Annotated in this window: 12 protein-coding genes and 1 pseudogene; 2 read left to right on the forward strand and 11 right to left on the reverse strand. The window is 37.3% G+C overall.

Annotation, left to right across the window (positions count from 1 at the left end):
* Positions 1-71: 71 nt before the first annotated feature.
* The 8 genes from uvrC to FH036_RS27725 form a co-directional block, all read right to left on the reverse strand.
* On the reverse strand, positions 72-1,856 hold the full coding sequence (gene uvrC, locus FH036_RS15380) for an excinuclease ABC subunit C (protein ID WP_000544274.1): 1,785 nt from the start codon (positions 1,854-1,856) through the stop codon (positions 72-74).
* 148 nt (positions 1,857-2,004) lie between these two features.
* Positions 2,005-2,319, reverse strand: coding sequence for a thioredoxin (gene trxA / locus FH036_RS15385; protein WP_001018943.1), 315 nt, complete (start codon positions 2,317-2,319; stop codon positions 2,005-2,007).
* A gap of 211 nt (positions 2,320-2,530) precedes the next feature.
* A complete protein-coding gene (etfA, locus tag FH036_RS15390; protein ID WP_000101965.1) occupies positions 2,531-3,508 on the reverse strand; it encodes an electron transfer flavoprotein subunit alpha in 978 nt (325 codons plus the stop codon).
* 36 nt (positions 3,509-3,544) lie between these two features.
* Entirely contained in the window at positions 3,545-4,318 is a 774-nt protein-coding gene (etfB, locus tag FH036_RS15395; RefSeq protein WP_001029026.1) for an electron transfer flavoprotein subunit beta, read from the reverse strand.
* A 78-nt stretch (positions 4,319-4,396) separates the two neighbouring features.
* Entirely contained in the window at positions 4,397-5,173 is a 777-nt protein-coding gene (locus FH036_RS15400) for an enoyl-CoA hydratase (protein WP_139895963.1), read from the reverse strand.
* Positions 5,174-5,184: 11 nt separating this feature from the next.
* A complete protein-coding gene (locus tag FH036_RS15405; protein WP_000742223.1) occupies positions 5,185-5,772 on the reverse strand; it encodes a fatty acid metabolism transcriptional regulator FadR in 588 nt (195 codons plus the stop codon).
* A gap of 106 nt (positions 5,773-5,878) precedes the next feature.
* Positions 5,879-7,564, reverse strand: coding sequence for a long-chain-fatty-acid--CoA ligase (locus FH036_RS15410; RefSeq protein WP_139303856.1), 1,686 nt, complete (start codon positions 7,562-7,564; stop codon positions 5,879-5,881).
* Between the two features lie 188 nt (positions 7,565-7,752).
* Entirely contained in the window at positions 7,753-8,772 is a 1,020-nt protein-coding gene (locus FH036_RS27725; RefSeq protein WP_139895965.1) for a collagen-like protein, read from the reverse strand.
* 219 nt (positions 8,773-8,991) lie between these two features.
* Between FH036_RS27725 and FH036_RS27640 the strand changes: the two are divergent.
* Positions 8,992-9,183: pseudogene (locus tag FH036_RS27640) on the forward strand (hypothetical protein); the annotation flags it as partial.
* 155 nt (positions 9,184-9,338) lie between these two features.
* Positions 9,339-9,842 carry a DinB family protein gene (locus tag FH036_RS15420; protein ID WP_139895966.1) on the forward strand — a complete coding sequence of 168 codons (504 nt, stop codon included), beginning with the start codon at positions 9,339-9,341 and terminating at the stop codon, positions 9,840-9,842.
* 80 nt (positions 9,843-9,922) lie between these two features.
* On the opposite strand, the gene FH036_RS15425 is transcribed toward FH036_RS15420, so the two are convergent.
* From FH036_RS15425 to FH036_RS15435, 3 genes are read right to left on the reverse strand one after another with little or no spacing between them, the layout of a single operon-like run.
* Entirely contained in the window at positions 9,923-10,618 is a 696-nt protein-coding gene (locus tag FH036_RS15425; RefSeq protein WP_000945184.1) for an ABC transporter permease, read from the reverse strand.
* A gap of 24 nt (positions 10,619-10,642) precedes the next feature.
* Positions 10,643-11,512 (reverse strand): DUF4097 family beta strand repeat-containing protein, encoded by an 870-nt coding sequence (locus tag FH036_RS15430; protein ID WP_139895967.1) that lies wholly within the window; start codon positions 11,510-11,512, stop codon positions 10,643-10,645.
* Positions 11,513-11,549: 37 nt separating this feature from the next.
* Positions 11,550-12,254, reverse strand: a complete 705-nt coding sequence (locus tag FH036_RS15435; protein WP_000475556.1) for an ABC transporter permease — start codon at positions 12,252-12,254, stop codon at positions 11,550-11,552.
* Between the last annotated feature and the right edge of the window lie 9 nt (positions 12,255-12,263).

Here is a 12,263-nt window from a genome sequence, read left to right on the forward strand (position 1 = left end):
TTGCATTTTCATTCATTTGAATTTATTTTAAATCTTCAGAAATTATACCAAAAAATAGAAGACGTTGTAAACTACAACGCCTTCTTATCCGCTAAATAACTATAAATCGTCTCTGCGACATTTTTCGGCATACCTGCTTCGACAAATTCCTCTATAGAAGCTTCTTTCATCTTCTTTAATGAACCAAAATGTTTTAACAATACCTTTTTCCGTTTATCACCGATTCCGGGGATATCATCCAGTGCTGATTGAATGACAGATTTCCCGTGTAATTGACGATGAAATGTGATCGCAAATCGATGTACTTCATCTTGAACACGCTGCAATAAATAAAATTCTTGGCTATTTCTCTCAAGCATCACAGGTTCAGGTGGATCTCCAATAATTAAATGAGATGTTTTATGTTTGTCATCTTTTACAAGACCTGCCATCGGAATATATAAACCGAGCTCATTTTCTAAAACATCACTTGCAGCCGCCAGATGGCCTTTTCCGCCATCAATAATGATTAAATCGGGTAAAGGTAAACCCTCTTTCAGCGCCCTTGTATAACGGCGTCTCACAACTTCTCTCATAGACTCATAATCATCTGGTCCTTGAACTGTTTTAATTTTATATTTCCTGTATTCTTTCTTAGCTGGTTTCCCATCAATAAAAGCAATCATTGCCGAAACGGGATTTGTCCCTTGAATATTTGAGTTATCAAACGCTTCAATACGATAAGGCGTTTCAATTCCGAGCTGCTTCCCTAAATTCTCTACCGCTTTAATCGTTCGCTCTTCATCACGTTCAATTAAATAGAATTTCTCTTCCAAGGCAATCTTCGCATTTTTATTTGCCAGTTCTACAAGATCTTTTTTCTTACCGCGTTTCGGCTGTGTCGCTTCCACTTCTAAAAAGCGTTCTACTAATTCTGAGTCTATACTTCCTGGAACAACTATTTCTTTCGGCTTAAAATGACTGCTGTTTTCATAAAATTGGCCGATAAACGTTAAGAATCCCTCTTCTGGTTCATCATATATTGGAAACATAGAAACATCACGTTCAATTAGCTTTCCTTTTCGAACGAAGAAAACTTGAACACACATCCACCCTTTATCAACTGCATAGCCAAACACATCACGGTCCACTAAATCACTCATAATCATCTTTTGTTTTTCCATAATCGCATCGATATGAGCGATTTGATCACGTAACTCTTTTGCACGTTCAAACTCTAGTTTCTCTGAAGCTTCATACATTTTTGTTTCTAATTCTGAACGAACTTCTTTATGTCCACCATTTAAAAACTTAATAATTTCATCTACAATTTCTTTATTTTGTTCTTCCGTAACTTCTTTCACACAAGGTGCTAAACATTGACCCATATGATAATATAAACAAACTTTATCGGGCATATTTGAGCACTTACGAAGCGGGTACATACGATCTAGCAGTTTTTTCGTTTCATGAGCTGATTGTGCATTCGGATAAGGACCAAAATACTTTCCCTTATCCTTTTTTACATTTCGCGTAATAAGTAATCGCGGTTGTTTCTCAGCTGTAATTTTAATAAAAGGATATGTTTTATCATCTTTTAATTGAATATTATATTTTGGGTCATGTTTTTTTATTAAGTTTAACTCCAAAATGAGCGCCTCTAGATTTGAGGAGGTTACAATATATTCAAAATCTACAATTTCTCCTACTAACCGAAGTGTTTTCCCATCATGCGAACCAGTAAAGTACGAGCGCACACGATTTTTAAGCACTTTTGCCTTTCCAACATATATAACCGTTCCTTGCTTATCTTTCATTAAATAACAACCAGGTTGATCTGGTAAAATAGCCAACTTCTCTTTTAAATGTTCGTGCACTCGTTACCCTCCATTTCTACATGCTTAGCATTTTTATTTTCACATGAAAACATACTATGCCAAAATACCCAACATACGTTCTTTTATTGTAACGGAAAGGTGTAAAAAAAGAAAATAAAAAAGGCTACCAAATGGTAGCCTTTTTATTTTAGAAGTGTTTAGAAACTAATTCTACTAACGCTTCTTTCGGTTTGTAACCTAACGCTTGATCAACTACTTTACCGTCTTTTAATACGAAAAGAGCTGGAATGCTCATTACTTCGAATTGACGAGCAGTTTCTTGATTTTCATCCACGTCTACTTTTACTACTTTTACTTTTTCGCCTAGTTCTGCATCAATTTCCTCTAATACAGGAGCGATCATTTTACAAGGTCCACACCAAGGTGCCCAGAAATCTAATAATACAACACCTTCGCTAGTTTCTGCTGCGAAGCTTTGGTCATTTGCGTTTACAATTGCCATTTTATTTCCTCCTTCAAGTATATTCTACCAAGAGTATATCATTAACTTATATACGTGGCGAATAATATGTATCGTTATGTATTGTAACAAAAAAGTGTTCCTTTATACTATATAAAAATACGGATTAAATACTAAAAAGATGAGAGACAGGGGATCTCTCACCTTTTTCTATATATAGGGGTACTTCACTTGGAACTCAAGGGTACTCAAATCATGAATGTACTTTTAACTTTTTAAACTCTTCTGTTAAAAGAGGTACGACTTCAAATAGATCGCCAACAATACCGTAGTCAGCTACTTTGAAGATACTTGCCTCTGGGTCTTTATTGATCGCAACGATTATTTTTGAGTTAGACATACCAGCTAAATGCTGAATCGCACCAGAAATACCACATGCAATGTATAAGTCTGGCGTAACAACTTTACCAGTTTGACCAATTTGTAATGAGTAATCGCAATACTCAGCGTCACAAGCACCACGAGATGCTCCAACAGCGCCGCCTAATACGTCAGCTAACTCTTTTAATGGCTTGAATCCTTCTTCACTCTTCACACCGCGTCCGCCAGCGATAATAACTTTTGCTTCAGAAAGATCAACGCCCTCTGCCGTCTTACGGACGACATCTTGAATGATTGTACGTAAGTCTTTCACATCTACTGTAATAGAAGACACGTCACCACTGCGAGACTCATCTTTTTCAAGCGTTGCGATGTTATTTGGACGTACTGTCGCAAATAAGATGCCGTCTGTTACAATCTTCTTCTCAAACGCTTTACCAGAGTAAATCGGGCGAGTGAAGATAACATTTCCACCTTCAACTTCTAAAGCAGTTACGTCAGAAACTAGACCAGCTTCAAGCTTCGCTGCTAATTTTGGTGATAAATCTTTACCAAGTGCTGTATGTCCAAATACAATACCTTCTGGATTTTCTTCAGCATATACAGCTAAAAATGCTTGTGCATACCCATCAGATGTATATGATTTTAATTTATCATTTTCAACTGTCACAACGCGATCTGCACCGTAATGAATCAATTCATTTGCAAAAGAGGCAACGCTGTCTCCAACTAGAAGACCTACTACTTCACCGCCTTCTGCAATTGTTTTTGCTGCTGCTACCGCTTCAAATGAAACGTTACGTAGCGATCCATCACGAACTTCACCCATTACTAATACTTTACGAGCCATAGATTTTCCCTCCTGCATATATAATTTCGTATTTTATTAGATTACTTTCGCTTCTGTATGGAGCAACGATACAAGTTCTTTTACTTGGTCTTGCAGCTCGCCTTGTAACACTTTTCCTGCATCTTTCTTAGGAGGCAAATAGATTTCAATTGTTTTTGTCTTTGCTTCCACATCATCTTCTTCTAAATCTAAATCATCTAATTCTAATTCTTCTAGTGGCTTTTTCTTCGCTTTCATAATACCTGGAAGCGATGGATAACGTGGTTCATTTAAACCTTGCTGTGCTGTTACTAAAACTGGCAATGAAGTTTCAATCACTTCTGTATCGCCTTCAACATCACGCTCAATCTTCACGTTTTTACCGTCAATTGCAAGTTTTGTAATTGTCGTTACATACGGAATATTTAACGCTTCAGCTACACGCGGGCCAACTTGTCCAGATGCACCATCAATTGCAACGTTTCCGCCTAAAATTAAATCTGCATCTTTATCTTTTAAATATTCAGCAAGCACTTTTGCTGTCGTAAACTGGTCACCATTCTCTACATCATCTTCAATATTAATTAATACCGCTTTATCACAGCCCATCGCTAACGCCGTACGAAGTTCTTTCTCACTATCTTCGCCACCGACTGTTACGACAGTAACTTCTCCACCTTGTGCGTCTCTTACTTGAATTGCTTCTTCAATTGCATATTCATCGTAAGGGTTGATGATGAATTCCGCTTCGCCATCGTAAATTGCACCGTTTTTAATTACGATTTTTTCTTCTGTATCAAATGTTCGTTTCATGAGTACGTAGATGTTCATTCCATTTACCCCCTTGTTTTTCAGAAAGATTCTATCAATTCTAATTTTCTGTTAATTTATATTAAAAAAATAATTGAACTACCTGCCGCTAAATGAAGGCTTACGTTTTTCTAAAAACGCTGCTACACCTTCTCTTCCATCTTCACTCGTAAATACTTCACCAAAGATTTGAGCTTCGCGTTGTACACCTTCATAATAATGAGACGATTTCGTTGTTTGCAATAACTCTAGTACAGCACGAGTCGTCGCTGGGCTTTTTCCAGCAATCTGTTTTGCAACTTTAAGCGTATCATCTAAAAATGTTTCTTCAGCAAAAACTCCGTTAACTAGTCCCCATTTTAATGCTTCTGCACCAGTAATCGGTGTACTTGTTAACATCATTTCACAAGCTTTCGCTTTCCCAACATAACGCGGTAATCGCTGTGTACCTGCAAATCCAGGAATTAATCCAAGTGTTAATTCAGGTAAACCAAGTTTTGCACTTTCAGTTGCAAAGCGCATGTGGCAAGACATAGCAAACTCAAGGCCGCCGCCAAGTGCCGCTCCATGAATTGCCGCGATAACTGGTTTTGAACATTTTTCAACGCGCTCAAACGTAACTTGTCCAAGCTGCGCTAATTCAGTCGCTTGTTTCGCTTTAGTAACAGATGTAAATTCTTTAATATCTGCTCCCGCCGAGAAGAAGCGCCCTTCACCGTGAATAACAACAACACGAATGTTATCATCCTTCTCCACTTGATCAATTAATTCAGTAACGTCATGCATAACTTGTGAAGACATCGCGTTAGCTGGCGCATGATTTAACGTAGCCACCGCGATATGATCTTCAACTCTTACAGATAGGAATTTCAACATGATCCCTCCCATTATTGACGATAACCACAAGCTGCAATAAGTAGCCCATGTACCGTTTTTGAAAGTGCGACCAGATCATACTTATGATCGCTCATTACCCAATTGGTCACAACTTCATCTACTGTTCCAAAGATCATTTGTCTTGCCACGCGAACATTTAAATCCGCTTGGAATTCACCTTGCTTTATACCTGTCTCTAAAATCTCATCCATAACTTGTAAGTAGCCTTTTAATACTTCATTTATTTTCAGGCGTAAGTCTTGATTGGACTGTCTTAGCTCTAATTGCGTAACGATAGCAAGAGGATCATTTTGCGACAACAGCAAGAAGTGCGTTTCTACCAACATGAATAACTTCGATACAGCGCTTTCAATTCCTGCTGTTTTTTGACGAATTGTTTCGACAAATTCTCCCATCTTCTCTTGGAATAAGGATATTAATATATCTTCTTTATTTTTAAAATATAAATAAATCGTGCCATCAGCTACCCCAGCTTGCTTTGCTATTTTAGAAACTTGCGCTTGGTGGTACCCATTCTCCGCAATCACAATGACTGCCGCATCAATAATTTGATTGTATTTCGGTCTATTTTTCTTCACTTTACTGTCCCCTTCAAGAAGATGACTGAATGAATAGTCATTCATATTCTTATAATACTGACTATTTAGAAAAGTGTCAATCCTATTTTTTCAAAAAGAAAGGGCCTTAGCCCGTTTGCTCATCCTCATTCTTTCTTTTCTCTTCATCAATTAGGACACGGCGCAAAATTTTCCCAACTGTCGTTTTCGGCAGTTCATCTCTAAACTCATATACTTTCGGCACTTTATAGGCCGCTAAATATTTACGCGCAAACTGGTTTAATTCTTCCTCAGAACACTCCGTACCTTCTTTTAACACAACAAACGCTTTAACTGTCTCTCCTCGGTATGGATCAGGAACTCCAATCGTCACTACTTCTTGCACTTTTTCATGCTCATATAATACTTCTTCTACTTCACGAGGATACACATTAAATCCACTCGCAACAATCATATCTTTCTTACGATCTTTCACATAGAAAAAGCCATCTTCATCCATGTAGCCAACATCCCCTGTATGGAGCCATCCATCTTGCAGTACAGCTGCTGTTTCTTCTGGCTTATTCCAATACCCTTTCATAATTTGAGGACCTTTTACTACAATTTCACCGATTTCTCCCGGTGGTAATGCCTCACCAGTTTCAAGCGACATAATGATTGCTTCTGTATCTGGCCACGGAACTCCAATGCTACCTGGCACTCGCTTTTCCCATAAAAAATTACTATGTGTAACTGGAGATGATTCTGTTAAACCATATCCCTCTACTAGTTTACCCCCTGTAACTGTTTCGAACTTTTCCTGTACTTCTACCGGCAGTGGTGCTGATCCACTAATACAAGCACGAATAGAAGAAATATCGTATTCTTTTAAAAGCGGGCTATTTAAAAGAGCGATATAAATAGTTGGTGCTCCTGGAAACAATGTCACTTTATGCTTCTTAATCGCTTCAAAAACCATTTTCATATCAAATTTTGGAATAAGAACCATTTTGTATCCTTGCATAATACTTAAATTCATGACAGCCGTCATGCCGTACACGTGGAAAAATGGAAGAACCCCAAGAACGACTTCTTCTCCTTCTTTGCAATTATATAACCATTGAACTCCCATCAAAGTGTTAGAAACGAGGTTTTTATGCGTTAACATAACGCCTTTCGGAAATCCAGTTGTTCCTCCTGTGTACTGTAAAAGTGCTAGATCATTTTCAGGATCACAAGGCAACTCAACATCCGTATTCACTTCTTTTTCTACTGAATTCCAAAGATGAATCGTTTCACTCTCTGATACTTTCACAACTAAATTCGACTGTTTTTTCTGCACAAATGGATACAATAGATTTTTAGGGAAGGGTAAAAAGTCCGCAATACGCGTTACAATAATATGCTCAATTTTTGTAGCAGATTGAACATTCGTTACTCTTGGAAATACTAAATCTAGGCAAAGAATTACTTTTGCTCCCGAGTCATGAAGCTGATATTCTAATTCTCTTTCTGTATATAGTGGATTTGTTTGTACTACGATACCTCCTGCAAGTAATGTACCGTAATAACCAATTACAGCTTGCGGACAATTCGGCAACATAATAGCAACTCGATCTCCCTTTTCCACACCGAGCTTTTGAAGATAATTTGCAAACTTCTTCACCTTATCATGGAAGTCCGAAAATGTAATATCCTTCCCCAAAAAGTGAAGCGCTTTCTTTTCTGGATAGCGAGAAGCCATCTGTTCTACATATTTATGAAGCGGCTGAATATCATAAGAAATCGTACTTGGAATTTCCTCTGGATAACTTTTCAACCATGGTTTTTCCACCTTCATTCCCCCTTCAAATACATAAAAAATAAATGAATGTTCATTCATGAGGTTGTTTTCATTATATTATAGTCACCATAACGTTACAATCATAATATTCTGACTTTTACATAACTATGCTTTACTTCATTAACTTCTTATTATATGTAGAAACTCTCCTAATCTTAAAAAAGTAAGAGAGTTATTATTTAGCTTAATCTTATTATCGTTAATACAGCTCCTGGTGTAGTTGTTGATAATGTTGCAACAGCTAACAAACCAAATAGTTGTAAACTAATAGCATCTCCTGCTGCAAGAGTTGTAATAATTGTTGCGCTAAAGGATGTAGTTGCTAACGCAGGAGCATTAACCGTCCCAGCAAGTTGTGCTCCATTAATTGTAATCCGTGAACTGACTAATAATGAAGCCGTTATATTAATCGTATATGCAATATAATAATTCCCAGCATTTGCAACCGTAAATACTGTATTTCCCCCGGAAACCGTAATACCAGGACCGATATTTTGATTATTTGGAAGCGGGACATTCGTTCCACCAAGAAGTACTGATATTGCTGTTCCCGACGTATTATTTGCAAATGCATACGTCGCCGTGATACTTGTACCTGTTACTCCCGTTGGACCGGTCGCTCCTGTTGAACCCGTTGAACCTGTTGCTCCTGTTGGACCCGTTATTCCTGTTGCTCCCGTTATTCCCGTCGCTCCTGTTGGACCTGTTGATCCTGTTGAACCTGTTACTCCCGTTGAGCCCGTCGGACCTGTTATTCCTGTCACTCCTGTTGGACCTGTTGATCCTGTTACTCCCGTCGCTCCCGTTGGACCTGTTGACCCTGTCGCTCCTGTTACTCCCGTCGCTCCCGTTGGACCTGTTGACCCTGTTGATCCTGTTGATCCTGTTGCTCCCGTTGATCCCGTTGATCCGGTTGCCCCCGTTGACCCTGTTACCCCTGTCGCGCCTGTTGACCCTGTTGATCCTGTTGCTCCCGTTGATCCGGTTGGACCTGTGTCACCTGTTGCTCCCGTTGGACCTATGTCACCTGTTGCTCCTGTTGGGCCTGTCGCTCCCGTTGATCCTGTTGCCCCCGTCGGACCGGTTGGACCAACCTTAGGTACTGTCCCATCACAACTAAAACAGCATGAATCAACATGTACACCATTTTGATTATTACAACTACAATATCCATTTGTATTATTGAGCCATGAAGACATGTTGATCACTTCCTTTACATTCGATCTTTTAAGTACAATCAACGAGTTAGAAAACAACTATCTAAATAACAAAGACATACTTTGTCTAGTGGGGATAAACGCAGATTTATTCCATACATTCTAGTAATTATTACATGCAATTTGCTCTCCTTTTGCTTGTACTTTCGCCTTCTTGCTCAAACGAAATTCTTTTTCTCCATTCTGCATATACATATAAATTTCAATCCAATTGGTATATTCATTGGTGGATTACTTGCAGTTGGAATTTTACTTTTCTTTTCATGAAAATTAGAGTTTAGCTCAACATCCCTTACTTTAATAGGAATCGGTATTTCAACTCCCGGCTCAGCGATTATTCACCCCTTTATTGTTAACACAGATTTGAACGTTGCTGTACTTGGATCAACTTATTTCCTATGGTTAATAAGGAAGAGTGGAAAGAAGATTAATTAAAAAAAGAGGCTTCTTATGTGAGAAGCCTCTTTTTTTATTCATTTTCATAAGCCCAAAGGAAACTATCTTTTTTTCACGAATTTAACCTATGAACATAACTAGGGGGGATAAATATGTATCAAACTATTGAAGGTTTCTTGCAATCATGGACATACGAGGCTGAGTCTACTCAAAAGATACTCGATGCATTAACCGATGAGTCTTTATCACAAGAAATTGCACCTGGGCACTGGACGTTAGGCAGAGTCTCTTGGCATATCGTGACGGCAATACCAGTTATACTATCTGGTACGGGACTTAAATTTGAAGGAGAAACGAAAGATTATCCTGTACCAACTTCAGCTAAAACAATTGCAGATAGGTATCTTAAAGTGAATGCGGCTTTTGTTGAAGCACTTCAAAGCGAATGGACTGATAAAGACTTAACTACTATTAATGACTTCTTCGGCCGCCCTATGCCGAATTCTATATTTTTAATGACACTTATTAATCATCAAAATCATCACCGCGGGCAAATGACGGTTTTAATGCGACAAGCCGGCTTAACAGTCCCTGGCGTATATGGTCCTGCAAAAGAAGAATGGGCTGCAGCTGGAATGGTTGCTCCTAAAATGTAACAACAAAAAAAGACAAGGTGTTTACACATCTTGTCTTTTTCTGTAACTTGTTTCATGTGAAACTATTTTTCGTATTCTTGTCATACAGTTACATCTTCCTTCTCTATATTTTTAATTCCGTAATATGCAATCGCAACTCCAATTACAGCAAGTGCTAGTTGAAGGGGAAGAAAAGTTGCTGTAGAAAACATCGGAGTATTATTAATTGCAATGGATACAACGATAAGAGATGAAACAATTGTAGTCGGCACCGAACGTTTACGCATTCCAAAATATAATGGGATTAAACTTATTCCCGCAGTAGCAATAGCTAAAGGGACAAGGTTTATCCCTTCTCGTGTCAATTGATCTACTGTGAATGAATTAGGAAGAATTGAAAAATAGCTATCTATCCCAAAGAACATTCCTACTACTAAAATATTAGATAAAATAACTGTTATAAATGTTAATGTTGCTGTAATAACCAACTTACTAACCAGCATTTTTTTTCGGTTAATTGGATAAGAAAACATAAGTAGTATTGTTTTGTTTTTATATTCACTAATGATTAACCTTGCGATTAACACACTACCAAAAATAATAAATGTTGCTCTTACTAATGTACTAGCCATTAACAAAACCATCTGTGGATCTCTCATTTCTGGTTCTCCTTCTATTTGAGAAACGATGCTCGTAAAGATCAGTAATGCCAGTATAGCGATATTTGCAATAATCGCTCCCCTCACATACCATCCAATCTTAAACTTCTTCAGTTCTAACTTCATAAGACGTAGCATAATAGTCCTCCTTTCATTTACATTTTAATCGATATAAATTACCCCTGTTTCACTTAAAATCTCCACTTTATTTTTTGCATCACCAACCGTTCCTACTTTTATTTTTTCTGTATTTTTATCTTTCTTAAGTCCTTTTAAATCCACTATTACGTCAGCCGAATTACTTTTAGCCATAAGCTTCAATGATGCCGGGACACCTTTATACCGTACGCCAATATCCGCTGATTTTGTTTCTATAAATAATGATTTTCCTTCTGTCATATCTTTCAGTAATACTTCCCCAGATGTTGAAGTGATGTTCATATTTAAGTTGTTTACATTTGTTATATAGTTATCGCCAGTCGTAGACTTTATGTTTAACTCTTGTACTGAACTATCTTTTACAGCTAACTCTCCACTTTTCGATATGAATTCACCTTTCTCGGCTGATAGTCCTACAACCATTTCATATCCAGACTTACTTTTTGTCACGATATTTTTCACTTCTATATCGCTTATTTTCACATCACCCGATTTATTATTTAATACAATTTCATCTATTTCTTTCTTCGGAATAGCTATACATATACTATTTTTCTTCCTAAACGTAAAACCATTAAAGAATTTGGTCGACTTTTGTTTTTGCTTAACTATAACTTTATTCCCTGCCTGTTCTATTTCGACAGGATCTACCTCTTTATCTAAACGTTCACCTTGAGCGGAAATTACTATTTTATTAGCGTCTGTACTTCTAAATTCAATATCCCAGTTTTCATTGTCTACTTCTATTTCTTTTATATTATTGATCTCAAAAGACTTTTCTTTCTTAAAATCTTTTCCCTTAAATACCTTAAAACCAAAAACTACACTAGCAATTGTAATGAATAATATTGCAATTACTATTATCTTTTTCACTACCCATACCCCAGTTCGTTATTGTTTTAGGCTTGCTTCACGCCACATCGATCTTGTCGATTTTACGAAACGATAGATAACTAATGAAAATCCCTAATAAACAGAGCACGATTGGGATAGCTATAAAATCAAACATGCTTACTTGATTGCTTTCAGCCCCAACGTTACCACTAATCAGCATACTAATTATTACTGCCGAAGTAATCGTTGTCGGTGTCGATTTCTTTCTCATCCCAAAAAATAAAGGAATTAAACTTATACCAGATATCATAAATGCACTTATAAAAGTAGCTGGAATGATAGCGATTATTTCACCTATCGTAGCAGGTGTTTCAATCAGTCCCATCATTGGGCTCACAAAATATACGAGCAAACTAATAATGAAAGTAGCGATAATCGTGCTCACAAAACAAAAACAAAAAACAATTGTTAATTTCGCGCTCATTAGCAGTTTCCTTTGCAGCGGATACATAAATGATAGTTGGATCGTTTTGTTCTTATACTCATCAATTACTAAACGTGATAAAATGACCGAACTAAAAATAATGAATGTTATTCTAATAAAAATATTTACTAAAGCCATGTTCTGTGTAAAGTCAGAGAAGAGCACGTCTTCCTCAGCTTTCATTCCCCATGCCATAAGACTTACTACAGCGAAAATTGCTATAATACAAATTGCTACACTTTTAAAGTAACTAGATAATTGATGTTTTTTCCATTCGAGCTTCATTAATTTAAACATATAAACCAC

Origin of the sequence: Bacillus sp. CD3-5, from assembly GCF_006349665.1 — a bacterium.
In the GTDB taxonomy this organism is placed as follows: domain Bacteria; phylum Bacillota; class Bacilli; order Bacillales; family Bacillaceae_G; genus Bacillus_A; species Bacillus_A paranthracis.